Annotated in this window: 15 protein-coding genes; 7 read left to right on the plus strand and 8 right to left on the minus strand. The window is 55.1% G+C overall.

Annotated features, from left to right (window positions below):
* The 4 genes from CFA77_RS10765 to CFA77_RS10780 form a co-directional block, all read right to left on the minus strand.
* Nucleotides 1–1,404 carry a Do family serine endopeptidase gene (locus tag CFA77_RS10765; protein ID WP_034815804.1) on the minus strand — a complete coding sequence of 468 codons (1,404 nt, stop codon included), beginning with the start codon at nucleotides 1,402–1,404 and terminating at the stop codon, nucleotides 1–3.
* Nucleotides 1,405–1,490: 86 nt separating this feature from the next.
* The gene (locus tag CFA77_RS10770; protein WP_206990688.1) at nucleotides 1,491–2,942 is read right to left on the minus strand and encodes an MFS transporter; all 1,452 of its coding nucleotides are present in this window, start codon (nucleotides 2,940–2,942) and stop codon (nucleotides 1,491–1,493) included.
* A gap of 5 nt (nucleotides 2,943–2,947) precedes the next feature.
* Nucleotides 2,948–4,171, minus strand: coding sequence for an acyl-CoA dehydrogenase family protein (locus tag CFA77_RS10775; protein ID WP_206990689.1), 1,224 nt, complete (start codon nucleotides 4,169–4,171; stop codon nucleotides 2,948–2,950).
* A 12-nt stretch (nucleotides 4,172–4,183) separates the two neighbouring features.
* The gene (locus tag CFA77_RS10780; RefSeq protein ID WP_206990690.1) at nucleotides 4,184–4,474 is read right to left on the minus strand and encodes a putative quinol monooxygenase; all 291 of its coding nucleotides are present in this window, start codon (nucleotides 4,472–4,474) and stop codon (nucleotides 4,184–4,186) included.
* Between the two features lie 179 nt (nucleotides 4,475–4,653).
* On the opposite strand from CFA77_RS10780, the gene CFA77_RS10785 reads away from it, so the two are divergent.
* The 7 genes from CFA77_RS10785 (at nucleotide 4,654) to CFA77_RS10815 (ending at nucleotide 14,066) form a co-directional block, all read left to right on the plus strand.
* Entirely contained in the window at nucleotides 4,654–5,721 is a 1,068-nt protein-coding gene (locus tag CFA77_RS10785) for a glycosyltransferase family 2 protein (RefSeq protein WP_242517319.1), read from the plus strand.
* A 25-nt stretch (nucleotides 5,722–5,746) separates the two neighbouring features.
* A complete protein-coding gene (locus CFA77_RS10790; RefSeq protein ID WP_206990691.1) occupies nucleotides 5,747–6,670 on the plus strand; it encodes a metallophosphoesterase family protein in 924 nt (307 codons plus the stop codon).
* Between the two features lie 51 nt (nucleotides 6,671–6,721).
* Nucleotides 6,722–7,309 (plus strand): polysaccharide biosynthesis/export family protein, encoded by a 588-nt coding sequence (locus CFA77_RS10795; protein ID WP_206990692.1) that lies wholly within the window; start codon nucleotides 6,722–6,724, stop codon nucleotides 7,307–7,309.
* A 365-nt stretch (nucleotides 7,310–7,674) separates the two neighbouring features.
* A complete protein-coding gene (locus CFA77_RS10800) occupies nucleotides 7,675–8,370 on the plus strand; it encodes a sugar transferase (RefSeq protein WP_242517320.1) in 696 nt (231 codons plus the stop codon).
* 183 nt (nucleotides 8,371–8,553) lie between these two features.
* A complete protein-coding gene (locus tag CFA77_RS17200) occupies nucleotides 8,554–11,826 on the plus strand; it encodes a hypothetical protein (protein ID WP_206990693.1) in 3,273 nt (1,090 codons plus the stop codon).
* A 43-nt stretch (nucleotides 11,827–11,869) separates the two neighbouring features.
* Nucleotides 11,870–12,940: a glycosyltransferase gene (locus CFA77_RS10810; RefSeq protein WP_206990694.1), complete on the plus strand. Its 1,071-nt coding sequence runs from the start codon at nucleotides 11,870–11,872 to the stop codon at nucleotides 12,938–12,940.
* Nucleotides 12,941–12,965: 25 nt separating this feature from the next.
* Complete coding sequence (locus tag CFA77_RS10815; protein ID WP_206990695.1) at nucleotides 12,966–14,066, plus strand: glycosyltransferase; 1,101 nt, start codon at nucleotides 12,966–12,968, stop codon at nucleotides 14,064–14,066.
* A gap of 41 nt (nucleotides 14,067–14,107) precedes the next feature.
* Here CFA77_RS10815 and CFA77_RS10820 read toward each other — a convergent pair whose 3' ends face one another.
* The 4 genes from CFA77_RS10820 to CFA77_RS10835 form a co-directional block, all read right to left on the minus strand.
* On the minus strand, nucleotides 14,108–14,494 hold the full coding sequence (locus CFA77_RS10820) for a DCC1-like thiol-disulfide oxidoreductase family protein (protein ID WP_206990696.1): 387 nt from the start codon (nucleotides 14,492–14,494) through the stop codon (nucleotides 14,108–14,110).
* A gap of 11 nt (nucleotides 14,495–14,505) precedes the next feature.
* Nucleotides 14,506–16,218 (minus strand): hypothetical protein, encoded by a 1,713-nt coding sequence (locus tag CFA77_RS10825; RefSeq protein ID WP_206990697.1) that lies wholly within the window; start codon nucleotides 16,216–16,218, stop codon nucleotides 14,506–14,508.
* Nucleotides 16,219–16,443: 225 nt separating this feature from the next.
* Nucleotides 16,444–17,463 carry a hypothetical protein gene (locus CFA77_RS10830; RefSeq protein ID WP_206990698.1) on the minus strand — a complete coding sequence of 340 codons (1,020 nt, stop codon included), beginning with the start codon at nucleotides 17,461–17,463 and terminating at the stop codon, nucleotides 16,444–16,446.
* The gene (locus tag CFA77_RS10835) at nucleotides 17,460–18,995 is read right to left on the minus strand and encodes a lipopolysaccharide biosynthesis protein (RefSeq protein ID WP_206990699.1); all 1,536 of its coding nucleotides are present in this window, start codon (nucleotides 18,993–18,995) and stop codon (nucleotides 17,460–17,462) included. The genes CFA77_RS10830 and CFA77_RS10835 overlap by 4 nt, the downstream gene beginning before the upstream one ends.
* Between the last annotated feature and the right edge of the window lie 344 nt (nucleotides 18,996–19,339).

Below are 19,339 nucleotides of genomic sequence, written 5' to 3' on the forward strand. Positions count from 1 at the left end.
CTAGAGCCGGACCGTTCCTCGCACCACACGACCATTCCGTTCGATCTCAATATCCCAGCTGCTCGCATCCTTTGCGAGCGCAGATTTGAGCTCGTCTACGGTCTTTGTTTGCGCACCATTCACCGAGCGGACGATATCCCCTGGTCGGAAGAAATTCCGGGCAATCGAACGCCGCATCACTGAATGCACATAGATTCCGGATCCCTTCTGGAACGGGTCGAGCCCGTTCTCCTCGGCGAGCCGGGGAGACAGCTCTACAACTCGCGCACCCGAAAAAGCCGTTCGTCCATCTAGAAGTACAATATCCGCTTCGCGAGCGCCGGGTGGCGGCTCGACCGTGACTCCGATGTTCTGCGTCTTCCCCCCCCGCAGCACGGTCAGTATCGCTTCGTCGCCGGGGCTACGAACAGCGGCCAGAAACTTCAGGCCCTTTTCGTCAAACACTTCCCGCCCATCGATGGCGGTCACGAGATCGCCTCGACGCAGACCGGAATTGTCCGCTGGGCCATCATCGTAAACTTCCGTCACCATGACTCCGACAGGGCGATCCAGTCCTTGCGCCTTGGCGATGTCGTAGCTCACAGACTGCGCGGCGAGCCCCAGCCATGGACGGACGAAGGTGCCTTCATTCATGCCGGCGTCGACAACGCGCTTCACCATCTCAGCCGGGATGGCAAAACCGATACCATTGGACCCACCGGATCGGGAGAAGATTGCAGTGTTCACACCGACCAACTCCCCCTTCGTGTTCACAAGCGCCCCGCCGGAATTGCCAGGGTTCACCGCAGCATCCGTCTGAAGGAAGAAGGCGTAGTCAGAGATGCCCACATCCGTGCGGGCCGTTGCTGAGATGATGCCGCTGGTCACCGTTTGACCAACCCCGAATGGGTTGCCGATCGCCAGCACAAGGTCGCCGACTTGGGCTGCCCGGGTATCCGCGTATGGTAGAGTGGGCAGCACAGCGCCTTCAGTGTCGATTTTGAGGACAGCCAGATCTGTCCGCTCGTCCGCAAGCACAAGTTCGGCCGGATACTCCCGGCGATCACTCAAGACGACCCGAAACGTGTCCGCACCATCTATGACGTGGTTGTTGGTTACGATCACACCATCTGAACCCACGATCACGCCGGATCCCAACGAATTCTGACGGCGCTGTTTCGGGATCGCATCACCGAAGAACAATTGTTCCATGGGTGAGACCCGGTTGGCGACCATGCGCTCGGTGAAAACGTTTACCACAGCGGGCGAAGCTTCCCTGACCAGCGGCGCAAAGCTGAGATCAATCTCGGTTTGCGATTGGGGTAACCGTTGGGCGTGTGCAAAAAGTGGCAAGACCGCCACGACAAGCAGAGCCAGAACCGAAAGCCCGGCAATCGCCAGGAACTTCGAAACGTGTTTTGTCATGCGAATTGTATGGACCATGAGTATGGCTCTATTGCGGCGCGAAGCGGGACGCAATTCCTTCAATCATGACAAATCAGTGAGTTTTTTCAGGGGGTTGGGTCTGTGTCGTCTCTCGCAGCGAGCGCCGCGAGATTGGCTTCATGACTTTCCCGGCTGATTCGATAGAAGCTGATGCACAGGATCATGAGCATCCAGATCACGAGCAACGAGGCTGCATACCCCCATCCGAGTTTATTCAGCGAAGTCTCGGCTACTTCCCCAGGCTGCATGCCGGGACGCAGATCTGCCATCGACAACACGACCGCCGCAGTCAGTATCCCCGCACCTTGCGACAGCTTCCGAATGAAGCTGATACCTGCGAAGAATATCCCTTCCGAACGACGCCCCGTGGACAGTTCGCTTTCCTCGACAATGTCAGCAACCATCGCCGCCATGAGCATTTGCGTTGCAATGATCAGCGCCAGATCGAAAACTGTGATGAACAGTACGAGATAGTAAAGCGTATCGGTGCCATTGGGCGGCATGAAGCCGAGCAAGCGCGCGAGAACTGGCGCAGGTGCGATGGTGAATGCCAGAAGGCCGATAATGATTGAGCCGCGCTTCTTGCCCAGCGTCTTGCCAATGATGGGCGCGACCACCAACGCGATCGCTGCTGACACGAACACTCCAGCAGTAAGCCCGGCAATCTGATCAGTATCGAATTCCCAAAAGAAGCCGTTAATGTATTGGTTCAAGGCTGCAGAGATGCCGCTGGCGAACAAGCCAAATAGTGTTGCTAGAAACAATGCACGGAAAGACGGGTTTGAAACCGTTTCGAAGATTTCTCCGAATACCTTGCCCACACTGAGTTGGCGCGCAGCTGGCGCCGCCTTCAAATACGGAATGTATTTGTGAGTGCCGGCGGCACAAATCGCGATTGCGCCGACAATCGTGAGCGCTGCCCACAATCCATACGTATGCCAACCGTCGAGATTGAAGAATCCCATCTTCACGGTTTCAGTTGGCCGCAACAACATCGTCAGCAAGGCGACCTGTATCGCCAGTCCCCCGACCCATGCAAAGAAGTAGCGAAAGGACATGAGGCTGGTTCGTGCGTCATAATCCTGCGTCAGCTCCGCGGCGAGCGCGAGACTTGGCACTTCATAGAAGGTGAAACACAGCCTCACCGTGATCGTTATGACAACGAGCCACAAAAACAGTCCGTGACTATCCAAGCCCGCTGGTGGATTCCATGCGAGAAAATAAGCAACGCCCAGTGGAAGCATAGCGGCATACATGAACGGATGCCGCCGGCCGAACCGGGTTCGCACATTGTCAGACCAATAGCCGACGACGGGGTCCGATACGGCATCGACCACAAGCGCCAGGAACAATGCGCCAGCCACAAGAGAGGCTGAGATACCGAGTACCTGACTGTAGTAAAGCAACAGGAAGTACTCGAATCCGTTATTCTTCACGCCGCTGGCCGCACCGCCAATTCCATAGGCGATGCGGGTCAGCAGGCTTGGCTTACGCGCAACCGATAAGGACGCCGCCATGTCTGTCAAAGACCAAGAACCATCTTCGCCATGATGTTGCGCTGGATCTCATTTGAACCAGCGTAGATGGAGGCTTTCCGGTAATTGAAGTAGCTCGGCGCGACCGGCACCGCATATTGCGGCATCGGCAGGTCGGCATTCTTTCCAGCGCGGGCCACGGCAAAACTGTCCTGAATGAACGGAGCGGCATAAGAGCCCGTGGCTTCGAGAACAAGCTCGGTGATCGCTTGCTGAGTATGGGAGCCTTCGCACTTCAACATGGAGCTTTCCGGCCCAACCGCCTGCCCGGCCGAGAGTGCGGAGAAAATCCGCTGCTCGGTCGCGTCCAGACTATCGATCTTGATTTCCATGTTCGCCAGCTTGCGAGAGAAATCGTGATCCCGGATCAACGCCTCACCATCTGACTGTTCCACGCTCGCAATCTTGCGGGCCTTGCGCAACATGTTGCGCAGTCCGGGCGCATAAGCATTGCCCCGTTCGAACTGGAGCAGGTACTTGGCATAAGTCCAGCCCATATTCTCTTCGCCCACAAGGGCGTCGGCGACAGGCACGCGAACATCCTCGAAGAAGACCTGGTTGATTTCCTGCTGGCCTTCCAGCGGACCGTCCAGCGTCGGCAGCGCGGATATTGTGATCCCCGGCAGGGTCATTGGGAACACAATAAAGCTGATCCCTTCCTGCGTCTTGCCTTCCTTGGACGTGCGCACAAGGCAGAAGATCATGTCTGCCCATTGGGCATGCGTGGTCCAGATCTTGGAACCATTCAGCACATAATCGTCGCCATCCCTTACGGCGCTCATCTGCAACGAGGCGAGGTCGGAACCAGCGCCCGGCTCGGAATAGCCCTGACACCACCACACATCGGAACGCAGGATTGGAGGCAGGTATTTTTCCTTCTGCTCCTCGGAACCAAACTCCATCAAGACCGGCGCGACCATGGAAATGCCCATCGGACTGACGGTAGGTGTACCAGCAGCCGAAAGCTCCATGTTCAGGATGTATCGCTCAGACCCTGACAGGCCGGGACCGCCATACTTTTCGGGCCAGTTCGGCGCGACCCAGCCTTTTTCGTATAGTCGTTTCTGCCACTCGACCTGGCCCTCCTTGTCGAGATAGCCATTCTTGGACATGGCCTTTTTCGCGCGGAGTTCAGGCGTATAGGCTTCCGCAATCCAGTCCCTGACTTCTTGCTGAAATTCAAGGTCTTCCTTGGTAAACGAGAGATCCATAACCGCCCCGAACTAGTCTATGCTGTCAAAGTAGGAAATTTCCGGCGCGCCCGCGAGGCAAGCACCGAGCCCCGGCCCGGCAGCTTTGAAATACTCGGTCTGGCCGTGCGACTCCAAGTCAGCCTGACTCGCATACTGCTCCATGAAAATGTAGGTGTTAGCCTCTTTCTTGGATTTGTAGAGTTGGTAGGTCAGGCAACCAGGCTCGTTGGCCTTCACTTTTGCCATCAAATCCTTGGCCACCTGTTCGAACTGTTCGTTCTTGCCGTCCTGAATCGTCAATTTCGCGATCACACCAATCATGTCTGCTTCCTCCTATATGTTTACACTATCCATAGGAGGTTCGGGGCTGACGGCAAGATTAACGTAAGGGAGGGGAATATTTGCACATTCATCACGCTTTCAGCGGACTTGCGTCATCTCATCGTAAAAATGGAATGCTTTTTGCTCTCTAACGGACAACAAATACTTCGGGGACCCAAATGTTTGGCGATGTAATGGAACGAAACGCAGGTCGACTTGTCAGGGAAGCGCCCGCACAAACTGTGCTGGCGGTCATCCCAACGCTGAATGAAGAACGGCATATCGAAGCATGTATTCGGTCGCTGATGGACGGCGATGAACGCCTGAAGCATGTCCCCCTGACCGTGGCAGACGGCGGCAGCACTGACCAAACGGTGGCGATTGTGGAGAGCCTGAAGGGTGAGTTTCCGAATTTGCGCGTGCTTCACAATCCGAAACGCCTTCAGTCGGCTGCGCTGAACCTTGCGGCCAACCAGCATTCCAGCGAGGAGACACAATTCCTGATCCGCTGCGACGCCCACTCCATCTATCCCAAAAACTTCATCATTGACGTGGCTGACGCGCTCGAGACCACGCACGCAGCCTCGGTCGTTGTCCCGATGGACGCAGTGGGGGAAACCTGTTTCGAACGCGCGAATGCCTGGGTTGTAGATACGCCTTTGGGGTCGGGCGGCTCGGCTCATCGGGGTGGTCGCAAATCAGCCTATGTCGACCACGGGCACCATGCCGGTTTCGATCTCGCCGTGTTCAAGATGATTGGCGGATACGATGAGACCTTTTCCCACAATGAGGACGCAGAGTACGACAAGCGAGTGGTTCAGGCGGGTGGCAGGATATTCCTCGACGCCGATATTCGCATTCAGTATGTGCCGCGCGGCAGCGTAAAGGCGCTCGCTCGGCAATACTTCAATTACGGTAAGGGCCGCGCCCGCACGGCCCGGAAACACCGCCATACCCTTAAAATGCGTCAGGCCATCCCGATACTTGCCTTGCTGGCCAGTGTTTTCGGTCTCGTAGTATCGCCACTATTCTGGCCAGCACTGATCTTGCCACTCGGCTATGTCGGCGTGCTGGGGGCTGCCTCAATCGCTGTGGCAGTCTGGAAGCGCTCGACATGTGGTCTGTTTGCGGGTCTCGCATCGGGAACCATGCATATGAGCTGGGCGGCAGGTTTCTTGCGAGAGACTTTCCTCCCCAAAAGCGACAAACGCGCCCTACCTTTGGTTTTCCGGCAAAAAACACTATAAACGAGTCATTAATAGCAGAGCATCCATGCCCAAGCTGACGCAACAGATTCAGAAGTCGTTTATCGCGAGATTGGCTCAATTGACCCGCTCGACGACGTCTCTGCGTGCGCGCATGCGGCAAGGCTTCAATGCACCCGCAGACCAGGTTGAGACACCCGTTCGGCAAGAGCCGGTCGCGGTCGCGCCGCGTATTAGTCACGCTCCGGATGGCGAATGCATCTACGCGATCGGAGACATTCATGGGCGTTGCGACCTTTTGGAGCGTCTTGTAGAGCAAATCGAACAGGATTCCGAAACCTTGCCAGCGGGGACAAAGCGGACTCTGATATTTCTGGGTGACTATATTGATCGCGGTTTGCAATCGCGCGACGTGATCGACTTCCTGATCGGTGATCGTCTCAAGGAATTCCGAACCATTTTCCTGATGGGCAATCATGAAGAAGCATTGCTGCGGTTCCTGAGCGATGCTGGTTTCGGCAAACAATGGGTCCGCTACGGCGGCGGCGAAACCCTTTATTCGTATGGTTTCCAACCGCCAAATACCCGCTCCAGTCTAACCTCCCACGAAGCCATGACAGCAGCCCAGAAGGCCTGGGAAAAAGTCTGGACGGGCTTTCGGGAGAGGCTGCCCGACGAACACTTGAATTTCTACAACTCCCTTCAATCGTACCATGTTGCTGGAGACTATCTGTTTGTACATGCGGGAATGCGCCCTGACGTGCCCCTTGAACAGCAATCGGCACGGGACCTTCTATGGATCCGGGATGAATTCCTGGATGATACGAAAGAATTCGAACATATCGTGGTCCACGGACACACACCTGCAGAAGGTGTGTTCCGCGACAATCGTCGCATCGGTCTCGATACGGGCGCCTTTATTAGTGGCCGCCTGTCAGCAGCGAAACTTTTTAAGACCGATGTCAGCTTTCTGGAAACGAGTCCTGTTTAGGGATCAATTTGCAAAGCGGCGTTTGCCGCCAACAACGGAGAATATGGGGACATGATGACTCTTCGCTCAATCTGCTCAGCCTTGGTGGCTGGCGCTTTTCTGATTGTGTCTGCCTGTCAGGCTGGCACAGCAATTCAGAGATCAGACGCACCTGAGACCAGTCACGAGCAACGTACGGCTCCGGCCTATATCCTTGGCAATGGAGACCGGCTACGTGTCACCGTGTTTGGACACCCGGACCTTTCCGGTGAATTTGATGTGGATGGCTCCGGAGCGATCTCGTTGCCCCTGGTTGGCCAGGTCGAAGCAATCGGTCTGACAACCCCAGAACTGGAAACCAAAATCGTTGAAACGCTTGACGGGGATTATATCCTGAATCCCCGCGTCAGCGCCGAAGTTATCAACTACCGCCCCTACTATATTCTCGGCGAAGTCGGCTCTCCGGGAGAATACCCCTACAATTCCGGTCTGACGGTGCTGAATGCCGTCGCTGCGGCAGGCGGTTTTACATACCGAGCCAACAAGAAAGTTGTATTCGTCAAAGGCGCTGACGCCACATCCGAAGAGACTTACACGCTGGATACCAATACGGCCGTTAAACCTGGAGATACGATCCGTATCGGGGAGCGCATCTTCTAGGCACCACAAAGACGCGAATCAACGAAAAGGCGGCCCTGAAACAGGGCCGCCTTTTTCATTCCAGACTGTGCCGCCTTGGCACGCGACTGTCCAAAAATCGATCACCGCTGACGCACGAGGCAAAAATTGCCTCGAACATGCCATTTTTGTGTACAGATTGCTCGATTATTTGCGCTTTACTTTCCCCTGTGGCGCGAAATTTGTCTCCAACCGTTAATTATTTTCATATTTCGCGGTACAGAGATTGCAAACCTCCCTGAAAGAAATAAACATCCAACGGCTCTTGCGAGTTAACCGCTCGTTAAGGTCCGCACTGGGTGAGGCAGTAAACCCGGCGCAGATGAGTAGATTCTAGGGGACGTAAAATGGGTTTGAGACTTTCAAAAGAGTCACGTGAAGTGGAGATGGCTAGGTACGCATCGCTTCGCCACAGCTCCGATACTTCGGGTGCGGAACAGATTGCCAAACGCGTCTTCGACGTTGTGGTGGCATCTTGCATTCTGCTCTTCACTGCTCCCCTGATTTTGACAATTGCCATCTTTATCCGTCTGCAAGATGGCGGCCCCGCCGTTTTCAAGCAAATGCGCCTCGGCAAAGACGGTGAACAGTTTGCTTGTTACAAGCTTCGCTCGATGGTGACGGATGCAGGAGATCGCCTGCAACAGCTGCTGGCAACAGATCCGGATGCACGTCGCGAATGGGCCGAAACGCAAAAACTGACCAATGACCCCCGTATTACGGCACTCGGCCAGTTCATCCGCAAAAGCTCGATCGACGAACTCCCACAACTGGTCAACGTCATCCGGGGCGACATGTCGCTGGTTGGGCCGCGTCCGATCGTCGAAAATGAAATCACGAAATATGGCGACCAGTACAAACACTATTGCGCGGTACGCCCTGGCCTGACTGGCCTTTGGCAGGTCCGTGGCCGCAGCGACACATCCTACGAGACCCGCGTCGCAATGGATGTTGAATACGCGCGCACCAGAACCTTTCTGACCGATGTGAAAATTCTTCTGCTTACCGTGCCGGCCGTGGTGAATTCCAAGGGTGCCCGCTAACCCTGACGCGATAGGTGCCGAGGTTGGAAAACCCGGTTCAAACAGTCATGGCAATTTACCCCCCGGCCGCTGCCCAGTCTCGTGAGACTAGAATGATGTGGCAAGCAAACCGGTTCCGATTTACTATAGGCCAGCATTCATGCTTGAGCCGGATCAAGACAGTTTAGTTGAGAGCGTACCATCATGGCCGATATCGTAGTCGGGACAACAGAAGCCGAGACATTGACGCTCGCAGGTGATTATCTGGTCGAGGACAATTCCAACGCTTCGGGCGGGCAGACCATCAAGTCGACCGGCACTGGCACCGCGACAGGTGCCTTCACCGGCGAAGACGGCACCTACGAATTTGCCGTCAACTTCTTCAACGAAAACGATGGCGCATCGGAATATGTCGTTTACGTCAACGGCATCGAGGTCGAGACATGGACCGGCACAGGCGGCTCAAATGGATGGGTCATCGATACCCATACCTTCCAGTTGGATTTGAATACGGGCGATGTCATCTCCATTGAAGGCTCAAAGAATGCTGGCGAATTTGCGCGCATCGACACGATCACCGTGACCGATGCGTCGCTCTTGCCACCACCTCCACCGCCTCCACCGCCCCCGCCGCCTCCAGGCGAGATTGCAGTCGGCGAGACCGAAGCTGAGGTTCTCACACTCGGCGGCGACTATGAGATCGAGGACAACGCAAATGCGTCCGGCGGGCAGACCATCAAGTCGACCGGAACCGGCACCGCGACAGGCGCCTTCACCGGCGAAGACGGCACCTATGAGCTGGCGGTCAACTTCTTCAACGAGAATGACGGCGCGTCAGAGTTCGCAGTCTACGTCAACGGCGTCGAGGTCGAGACATGGACCGGCGCAGGTGGCTCAAATGGATGGGTCATCGATACCCATACCTTCCAGTTGGATTTGAATACGGGCGATGTCATCTCCATTGAAGGCTCAAAGAATGCTGGCGAATTTGCGCGCATCGACACGATCACCGTGACCGATGCGTCGCTCTTGCCACCACCTCCACCGCCTCCACCGCCCCCGCCGCCTCCAGGCGAGATTGCAGTCGGCGAGACCGAAGCTGAGGTTCTCACACTCGGCGGCGACTATGAGATCGAGGACAACGCAAATGCGTCCGGCGGGCAGACCATCAAGTCGACCGGAACCGGCACCGCGACAGGCGCCTTCACCGGCGAAGACGGCACCTATGAGCTGGCGGTCAACTTCTTCAACGAGAATGACGGCGCGTCAGAGTTCGCAGTCTACGTCAACGGCGTCGAGGTCGAGACATGGACCGGCGCAGGTGGCTCCAGTGGATGGGTCATCGACACACACGCCTTCCAGCTCGACCTCAACACGGGCGACGTGATCACGATCGAGGGCTCCAAGAATGCCGGTGAATATGCACGTATAGACACCATAACCGTAACCGATGCATCCTTGTTGCCGCCTCCGCCGCCACCTCCTCCGCCTCCACCGCCCCCGCCGCCTCCAGGCGAGATTGCAGTCGGCGAGACCGAAGCTGAGGTTCTCACGCTCGGCGGCGACTATGAGATCGAGGACAACGCAAATGCGTCCGGCGGGCAGACCATCAAGTCGACCGGCACTGGCACCGCGACAGGTGCCTTCACCGGCGAAGACGGCACCTACGAATTTGCCGTCAACTTCTTCAACGAAAACGATGGCGCATCGGAATATGTCGTTTACGTCAACGGCATCGAGGTCGAGACATGGACCGGCACAGGCGGCTCAAATGGATGGGTCATCGATACCCATACCTTCCAGTTGGATTTGAATACGGGCGATGTCATCTCCATTGAAGGCTCAAAGAATGCTGGCGAATTTGCGCGCATCGACACGATCACCGTGACCGATGCGTCGCTCTTGCCACCACCTCCACCGCCTCCACCGCCCCCGCCGCCTCCAGGCGAGATTGCAGTCGGCGAGACCGAAGCTGAGGTTCTCACACTCGGCGGCGACTATGAGATCGAGGACAACGCAAATGCGTCCGGCGGGCAGACCATCAAGTCGACCGGAACCGGCACCGCGACAGGCGCCTTCACCGGCGAAGACGGCACCTATGAGCTGGCGGTCAACTTCTTCAACGAGAATGACGGCGCGTCAGAGTTCGCAGTCTACGTCAACGGCGTCGAGGTCGAGACATGGACCGGCGCAGGTGGCTCCAGTGGATGGGTCATCGACACACACGCCTTCCAGCTCGACCTCAACACGGGCGACGTGATCACGATCGAGGGCTCCAAGAATGCCGGTGAATATGCACGTATAGACACCATAACCGTAACCGATGCGTCCTTGCTGCCGCCTCCGCCGCCACCACCAGCAGCGGATATTGGACTTGGCCGCACAGAGGCAGAAGACCTGATCCTCACTGATGGGTTCATCACGGAATCCCGTTCGACCGCTTCGAACGACGCTGTTATACGCGCGGAAGATGGCGCAACAACCAGCGTCGCCGAGGGACAGTTCACAGGTGCTGACGGCGACTATCTGGTTCGCCTGTCCCATCTTGATGAGAGCGACGGAGTCTCGGCCTATCAGATCAAAGTAAACGGCCAGATCGTCACAAGCTGGCTGGCAGATGCAGATAATGATGTGTTCAATATTCATGAAGCTTCGGTCGCTCTCGAAACCGGCGACCAAATCTCCGTGGAAGCGGTCTATGATTCAGGCGAGAAGGCCCGGATCGACTGGATTGAAATCGTCGAAGACGATTCAATCGCCCCAATTTCTCACACACTCAACCCGGAAGATTACGATTATATCGCCTTCACCGGTCAGTCGAACGCCGAGCGGTACTTCTATCGCCATAAGGATGACGAGAGCCCAGGCGATATCGGATCGGTTGTGTTCGAGGACTCCATCGAGGCTTATCTCAATGGTGACACCACGCTGATCAACGCCGCCAAAGGCGGCAGCGGCTCCAACCCGCTGGCCGATGCCAATAGTTATTGGTGGAATGTGGATACAGATTCCCCGGGGCCAGCGCTGCTAACCGCGGTTTCAAAGATAGATGCAGCCCTCAATGCGGGCGAGGATCTCGACGCCATTATCTGGGCACAAGGCGAAGATGATGCGCGCGCGATTGATGGAAGCAACACTTCTTCAATTGTCGACGCTCTGATCGACGCTACGACCAGCGTGTTCGAGTATCTCTGGAACCGGTATGGCGCAGACATCCCCGTCTTCATTCAGGAATTGGGTGACTTTCCGGAGCTGGGCCCCTGGCTCGATGGCCCCGAAGGCGCGCTGTCAGCTATCCGGGATGCCCAAGCCTACATCGCATCACTTTACGACAACGTTTATATCGGGGCGATGACCACGGATGTCGATGAGCAAATGGACGATGGAATCCACTTCAATGTGGAAGGATTTGGTCTGATCGCCGAAGAACTTGCCGAGACCGTCGCAAATGTATTGACGGGTGAAGTTCTGGCGTAAATCGTGCACTCATCATTTCGTCTGGCACAGTCGAGAGCACGATATGCGAATACTCATTGCGAGCGCACACCCCTATATCCCGCAGATTGCGGGCGGCGCCCAATCCAGCACGCATGAACTCGTTCTGGAATTGCGAGCTCGAGGGCACAACGTCAGCGTATTTTCAGGCCTGACCGGAGACGGTTGGCTCGGCTTGCGTCATCGTACAATGTTGAAAGTGAAGTCTGGAACGATCGTCAGCGATGACGTATGCGGCTACACCACTTATCGTGCTTGGCACCCTGTGGATTCAACATCCGAAGTCGTGGACGCATTCAAACCCGACGTCGTGATTCTACAGTCAGGGTTTCCAGCCCGGCTGGCGAAAGGCTTCAAATCCCGGAATGTACCGCTGGTTTTCTACCTGCGAAATGTAGAATTCGAAGATTTGGGGGGAGACCTCAAAGAGTTTTCAGATTGCCAGTTTATTGCAAATTCCGAATTCACGGCGCGAAAGTTCGATGACGCATTCGGCGTGAAGTCGGAAATCATCTATCCTCTCATTCGTCCAGAAATGTACCAGACGGAAACGCGGCGTGAGTCTGTCCTGTTTGTGAATCCGCACAAGCACAAAGGACTCGACATCGCGCTGAATTGCGCCCGCGCCTGTCCCGAGATCCCGTTCACGTTCCAGATGACCTGGACCCTATCCAAGGAAGACCTCGACGAACTCAACTCCGCGCTGGCGACTCTTCCAAACGTTCGGGTTCAGGCCCGGACCCAGGACATGAAGCAGGTCTATGCCGAAGCCAAGATTGTGCTGGCCCCAAGTCGATGGGAAGAGGCTTTTGGACGCATTTCGGCTGAGGCTCATATCAACGGAATTCCTGTTGTAGCATCGGCCCAAGGCGGATTGCCAGAATCTGTAGGACCCGGCGGGGTTTTGATCGATTTGTCAGAGCCTGAAGAAACCTGGTCAAGCGCCCTGAAGAGATTGTGGACCGATAAGGCTCATTACGATGAACTGGTCCAGGCCTCACTAGACTATGCAGCGCGCCCTGCCCTGCAACGCGATCATCAACTCGATACACTGGAAGCGGTGCTCGGACGTGCAACGTCCCCAGCCGACCAGTAACCCGCCCTACCGAACAGGACACACCATGAACCTATTGTTCGTCACTGCTCATCCGCATACGCCGCAAATTGCAGGCGGATCACAATCCAGTACGCATGAATTGTCGCTGGAAATCATCAAACGCGGTCATGAAGTCTCAGTACTGTCCGGCCTCTACCACAAAGACCGGCTCGGTTACCTTGTACGGGCTGCGCTCAAGTTGACGCCTATGAAGTATACGCGCGACAAGCTGCCCGGGTATCCTGTTTATCGAAAATGGTTTGTCTGGGAAGAAGGTGACGCGGTTCTGAAACAAGCCAAGCCGGACGTATTGATTGTCACAGCGGGCAAGCCCTTCAAGACCGCAAAGCATTTCGCCCAGTTTGGCATTCCACTCGTAGTCTACGTCCGAGACGTGGAATTCCACAAGTATGAAGCCAGCCCTGCCGACCTTCCGGCTTCAACAATCTATGTCGCAAATTCCCAATTTACTGCGGATGCTTACAAGGAAAAGTATGGCATAGACGCGGTACCCATTCCGCCCATGTTCATGGCCGAGCGCTATATCTGCGATCATGCACCAGAGGTCGTCTCCTTTATTAATCCACACCCCAAGAAAGGGCGAGATATCGCGTTCCAGATCGCTGAACGCTGCCCTGATGTTCCGTTCGAGTTTGTTGAAGGCTGGCCACTTCCCGAAGATGTCAGCAAACAGAATGTCGAGTGGGCACGAAAATGCGGAAATGTGACTCTGAAGCCGCGCACCAATGATATGCGCAAAGTCTATTCCAGAACCAAGATCCTCCTCATCCCGAGCCAATGGCAGGAAGCCTGGGGGCGCATTGCATCAGAAGCTCACTTCTCTGGCATTCCGTGCGTCGCCACAAAAATTGGAGGCTTGTCGGAATCTGTTGGCGAGGGCGGTATCCTGATCAGCCCGGACGCACCAATCGATGACTGGGTGACGGCGGTGAGGAAGCTTTGGGATGACCAAGGATTCTATGCGGCCATGCAACAACAGACGCGTGATTATTCCAAGCGTGATATCCTGAACAAAGATCACCAGATCGACACGCTTCTGGATGCGTGCAACCGCGCGAAGGCAGCTTTTACCGCCGAACCAGAAGCAGCTGCGACAGCGAACTGATAGACACGACAGTTAGGTGAAAGAAACCAGCTCTGCGGGTCTCAGGTTTCCGAGAGTGACTGTCCGATCTTCCGCCGCCCCAGCAAACGCAAAACGAGATTGCGGCCGCTCCGCATAACGGGATAAAGCACGCGTGCTCGCTTGGGGCTACGAAATACCCAGCCGTTCAACTTGTTGAACACTGTCACAGGACTGCTGATCATCGACAATATGTGGATGCAATCATCCCCATAATACCATTCGCCACCGATGCGCGCGGCCATACCCTGATCCATATCGTACTTGCCGCGGGCGAAGATAGCCGTTTCATCGGACGACCGGGCATCTATCAGACGGACAGTCCCCACCGACTCGCGTATCCGCAGCATCTTCACATACTGGCTACAAAACGGGCATTCACCATCATAGACGATTACATTTTCAGTCATTTTGATCGCCGCTAGTTTACCGGAATGATGTCGGTTTTTGTGCTCACCAGAACATCTCGCTTAAATGCGCCATCTTGCCAGTCGAGACACACCGTTTCGACATTGTAACGATAGCCTGCGATGTTTTCCAGATTCAGCGCTTCAAACCCCTTGTATCTCACCGGCATGGAATAATGATGGTGAGGATATAGGTGGTAAGACGGCGTTTTGCCCGATTTAATTTTCTGCTGCAGCATCATCTGGTGATGAGAGCCGATGAAGCTCGACGCGGCTCCGGCATCAAAATCGACGATAGACGCATCATTTTCGTACGGTGAATGATAGGAGCAAGTCTTGGTAGCTTTCATGATATCGTAATTGGCGATTTCGTCCGAGTGAACGCCGATGCCAATCTGCCCCCATTGCGACGTCGGCACGTGACGAGACGGTCCGCGATGCTCGCGATATCCAAAGTTACGTGTGTACATGAGATAAGAAGACTGCCGGAAGAAGCTATTGGGGACCCGGTACTCTTCACCTGTATCGGTGATCGCGGTGAAATAGGAATCTCGCAATTCCCGGCTATCATACCAACCAAGGCGTGCATTGTAGAAAACTGTATGTCCCATGATCGTGACAAGTACGCCAGCAACGATCGCCTCCTTGGGAAGTCGATCCATCTTCATCGCGACAAAAGCCGATGCGAGAAGGCTGTTCAACAAAATCCAGGGAACGAACAACGCGCCGGTCAGCAGAAAGATTGCGATGTGCATCATGTCGAAGAAGACGGTGAAGGCCAACATGGTTCGCACGCGCAAAAAAGCGAGGAAGCACAAGAACTGCGCCGCCAATGTTACGACGTTGAGATACGGCTCGACTGCGCGAAGAACTGAATATGCAAAACCGAAAAGCCCGGGCGCATACGCCCCTGGTGCGGCACCGACATTATAGCCAGCCAACATCAGAGAACTGGTTGGATTGTCAGAAACCCAAGCAAAGACACCTCCATCAAGGTGAATCTTCGCCAAGCCAGACATGAAGTAGTTGCCCAGATGAGCGCCGACCGCCATGCAAAGAATGATGAGTGGCAACGCGGTGATGCCCTGCTGAATACCCGTGTGAAAGCGCTCCGGGATAATCTGCTTCCGCTTGGCGATCTCTACCGCTTTTACGAACAGGCCAAGCGCCACAACCGCGCCGGCCGTGAAGACAAGCACTTCCACAAGCGGCGCATAATCATTGCGACCGAGTTCCTTCGCGCCAGACAGAACCCGTGTCAGGTCCTTGTGGATCAATAGATACAAGGGAGGTAACAGCGCCAGGGATGGCCGAAACATGGCGGCAATCGTGGCGGCGAAAACAATGAATGGAACGACAACAATAAAGTTTCCAGCGCCGCTCTGAACGTTCTCGTTTACACTCGAAAAATCCGCGCCCAACCACAGGCTGTAAAAGCCGAGGAAGAGGGCGAGACCCTTGATGATTATACGAAGATACTTTGGCACATCATCATACTTGATGATGGCAGCCAGCGCGCAGCAAACTGCGATTGCAATGTAAATCGCAAGCGCGCGTTCAGGGTGCCAAGCGGCCGAATAATTGGCAATGAAGTTGAAAATCGGAACCAGCAACAGGCTTGCCAGCACAATGATGCCGATTGTCCCAAACTTGATGATTGGTGTCAGATTGTCATCGTCGGATAGGTTGGATCTATGCCCGAGTGTTGCCCACCGTAGCCCTGCCATTTTATTGTCACCCCACTAGGTCTCCGAAGCAGCGTTCCTCCACCCGGAAACAGAAATATACATTACGACCATTTAACACGCCGAAGAGTTTATCGGAATGGAAAACCGGCCCGGTCAGACTAGTTTTTATTGATAATTACTACTGATCGCTTCAGCGAAATAAGTATTAGTCCGTATTCATCTTAAAAAAACTCTGAAACGATAACGCTAACGAAGGGATTTGCGTCAGGATCTACCCGACACCTTCTTCATGAGCGCGTATCCTCTGTCGCCCACAATTGAACGAACAAAATTCTTCATCGACTGTTTGTTTGACAAGGGCGTCTTCTGAAGCACAATCCGCCGAGGCAACCCTTTCATGGATTGCTGAATTGTGCGCAGATCACCGCTGGCAGGCATATGCATTTGCTGCGTCTCAATGCATAGCGCTGGCTTGCCAGATAGACGGGCGATTTCAACCGCTTGGTCGTGTTCGCTTTCAATGAACATAATGCTGTTCTTGTTGCGATAGACTTCCGCCTTGAACGACCCATGCGCCTTTGCTTTCTGGCGGGCCTCCTTGTTTGGCAGGTCTAGCATGTTGAGCGACTCGTACTGGATGCCCCACTTCTCGAGCCAAGCTTCCGTTTCCGGGCGATACTTTTCAAGTCGGCTCGTTACCAGATGGCCTAATGGCTTTGTCGGACGATTCAGGGGTATCGCGTTGAGGATAAATTCGCGATAGCGGTTGCCGTCATCATTTTGCTGGGCCGTGGGGTCCAGGCAAAGGACGCCATCAATATCGATGCAGCATTCCTTAAGCAGGCCGTGGTGGAAGAGGTTCCATTGAAAAATTCGCGGCTGGGGTACAGCGTCCAGAACAATGTCGATATCCGGGTGCGTCATCTTGGGACCGAAAACGGCGCAATACGTCAGATTGTATCCTTCAAGTTCGACATCCAGCCGCTCCTTTACAGCGCGAATGGAATTGCCGTGGAACACGCTGTCATCAATCACCAGCACATTCTTCATCTCGGCGAAGGTCTTGTTCACCGCCGCACCGCGACGCGTGCGTCCCGAAGCCATGACGCGCCCCTCAATCAAACCTTCAACATCCGTGATGGGCAGGTTCAGCAAAAGGCCAAGGAAGTTCGCCGGAATCAAGCCGCTGCGCGGAACGCCCACGATTAGATCGATGTTGTCCGGCAACCGGCCAAGCCCCATCGTTATGGCGTCATACATATCTGCGAGAGAGCGATAGTTCATTCCTGCATTCCCTTTTGAGCCGCTCGAACCTGTCGCTTGGACTGAATGCTGTTCCAGACCATTTCAAGCAGTTCTCGCGCCATCGAAACCTTTTCTTTGAACAAGGTCAGAACAGCAAGGTATATGCCATAAGAGAGCGCCAGAAGCAGGCCAATTTGTAAAAAGCCGATCTGCTGGAACGACTGCCCCGTGAAATAAAGTGCAGCAGCTGCGACTGCCAACGCCAACAGGTGCGGCATGAGCAGACGCACGAAATCTCCGAACCTGACGGTCCCATTGCGGGATGCCATGAACCAGACATAAGGCGTCTTGAACACCAGATCGCCAATGGCATACGCCGCAGCCACGCCTACGGCCCCTTGGGGCAATCCCACAACGAAGGAGGTTATGGAAATCACGGCAGTAACGGCGCCGACCATGAGATAGTGCTTGCCTCGCCCCTGGCTGACGAACAGCCAACCCATGGTCGAGGTCATGACCTGAATAAGACCAGCAATTCCGAGCCACATGAAAACTGGCGCCGCCGGCACCCACTCCTTGCCCAGCAGGACGAGGAAAATTTCGTCGGCGAACAGTATGCCGACCAGAACGCCCGGCTGCGCGGCAACAAGAATAATGGTGACGGCCACAAAGTAAGCACGCTTGTAGCGCTCAGGCTGGTTCACATTACGAGAAAGGAACGGCACCATCACCCTGGAGAGCGGATAAGTAATTTTCTGCAATGGGAAGAGCAGAAGCTTGTAGGCCCGGTCATAAAGACCGAGTTCGACCGCATCATGAAAGCGCGCGATTAGAATATTGTCGGCATTTCGTGAGGCAAAGTTGAGAAGGTCAAATCCGGCGATACTGGAGCCGAACCCGATCATCTCCCTCATGCCTTCCGCACTGCCTATTTTCATCGGCTTGAACTTGCTGGCCATCCAGCTGGCGAGTGTGGAAACAGCCGCCGTAACAATCGTGCCGTAGAAGAGCGCCCAATAGCTTCGGGTCAGATAGGCGGTTGCGACCGCGACAATGAACCCGGCGAGCAACGAAACGACCTCGATGATCGCGATGGTCTTGAACGCGAGCTTGCGAGCCAACAAGGCGGCTGGCTGGGATTGCAGGCCCCAGACCACGATCGTTGCAGCATACGCGACCGCGAGCGCCTGGACTTCAGGCTCTCCATAGAAATCGGCAAGCAAAGGCGCACACGCCGCCATGATGACGGCCAGCAAAATGCTCATCGAAACGCTGAGCCAGAAAAGATTGCTCACAATCTGCTGCGATATCTGGTCTCGCTGCACCGTCGCCTGGTTCAGACCGAGTTCCTTGACCATGGCCGCGAAGGCGACGGCGGGCGCAACCATGGCAACGAGACCGAAGTCAGCCGGCAGCAACAGGCGCGCCAAGACGATACCCTGAACAAACCCCAGCACAACTCGAAAGCCTTGAGCGACGCCGGTGATCGCAGCTCCACTCGCCAGGCCCGCCGCAGTCGTATTGATATTATTGAGTTCGTCATCCTCGGGAGGCGTGTCGTTCTTGGACATGTTCTGAAATGGAGGCTTTCTCTGGCTCGTTCTCAATTCTGTTGCAGGCTGCTACAGTGCGAAATTCTGGCTGGTTAATAGTACAAGGACGTCACTGCCGGATCTCTATCTAGATTTTGATAATTTGATCCGGTTGATTTTCATTGCGCTCGTCATTGGAATGCTCGCTTGTTGTGCACCCATGGCGCTTGCCTTGCCTCAATTCCCCTTTTTCGGTCATGTCCCAAGTTTCCGGCGCGAACACGCCCGGGTTTCGGGAGACGCCCCCGTGTAGAAATGTTAGATGGAGAGCCTGACTATTTGGGGACGATCCCCTCTAGCATGCGAATTGCAAATATAGCGCC

It is taken from the genome of Hyphomonas sp. KY3 (assembly GCF_017309975.1).
GTDB lineage: Bacteria > Pseudomonadota > Alphaproteobacteria > Caulobacterales > Hyphomonadaceae > Hyphomonas.

What these genes read in the sequence shown, in the direction of transcription:
- CFA77_RS17200 (WP_206990693.1), top strand. Translation starts at nt 8,554, where the DNA reads ATGGCCGATATCGTAGTCGGGACAACAGAAGCCGAGACATTGACGCTC.
- CFA77_RS10825 (WP_206990697.1), bottom strand. Translation starts at nt 16,218, where the DNA reads ATGGCAGGGCTACGGTGGGCAACACTCGGGCATAGATCCAACCTATCC.
- CFA77_RS10765 (WP_034815804.1), bottom strand. Translation starts at nt 1,404, where the DNA reads ATGACAAAACACGTTTCGAAGTTCCTGGCGATTGCCGGGCTTTCGGTT.
- CFA77_RS10790 (WP_206990691.1), top strand. Translation starts at nt 5,747, where the DNA reads ATGCCCAAGCTGACGCAACAGATTCAGAAGTCGTTTATCGCGAGATTG.
- CFA77_RS10835 (WP_206990699.1), bottom strand. Translation starts at nt 18,995, where the DNA reads ATGTCCAAGAACGACACGCCTCCCGAGGATGACGAACTCAATAATATC.
- CFA77_RS10785 (WP_242517319.1), top strand. Translation starts at nt 4,654, where the DNA reads ATGTTTGGCGATGTAATGGAACGAAACGCAGGTCGACTTGTCAGGGAA.
- CFA77_RS10820 (WP_206990696.1), bottom strand. Translation starts at nt 14,494, where the DNA reads ATGACTGAAAATGTAATCGTCTATGATGGTGAATGCCCGTTTTGTAGC.
- CFA77_RS10780 (WP_206990690.1), bottom strand. Translation starts at nt 4,474, where the DNA reads ATGATTGGTGTGATCGCGAAATTGACGATTCAGGACGGCAAGAACGAA.
- CFA77_RS10815 (WP_206990695.1), top strand. Translation starts at nt 12,966, where the DNA reads ATGAACCTATTGTTCGTCACTGCTCATCCGCATACGCCGCAAATTGCA.
- CFA77_RS10810 (WP_206990694.1), top strand. Translation starts at nt 11,870, where the DNA reads ATGCGAATACTCATTGCGAGCGCACACCCCTATATCCCGCAGATTGCG.
- CFA77_RS10830 (WP_206990698.1), bottom strand. Translation starts at nt 17,463, where the DNA reads ATGAACTATCGCTCTCTCGCAGATATGTATGACGCCATAACGATGGGG.
- CFA77_RS10775 (WP_206990689.1), bottom strand. Translation starts at nt 4,171, where the DNA reads ATGGATCTCTCGTTTACCAAGGAAGACCTTGAATTTCAGCAAGAAGTC.
- CFA77_RS10795 (WP_206990692.1), top strand. Translation starts at nt 6,722, where the DNA reads ATGATGACTCTTCGCTCAATCTGCTCAGCCTTGGTGGCTGGCGCTTTT.
- CFA77_RS10800 (WP_242517320.1), top strand. Translation starts at nt 7,675, where the DNA reads ATGGGTTTGAGACTTTCAAAAGAGTCACGTGAAGTGGAGATGGCTAGG.
- CFA77_RS10770 (WP_206990688.1), bottom strand. Translation starts at nt 2,942, where the DNA reads ATGGCGGCGTCCTTATCGGTTGCGCGTAAGCCAAGCCTGCTGACCCGC.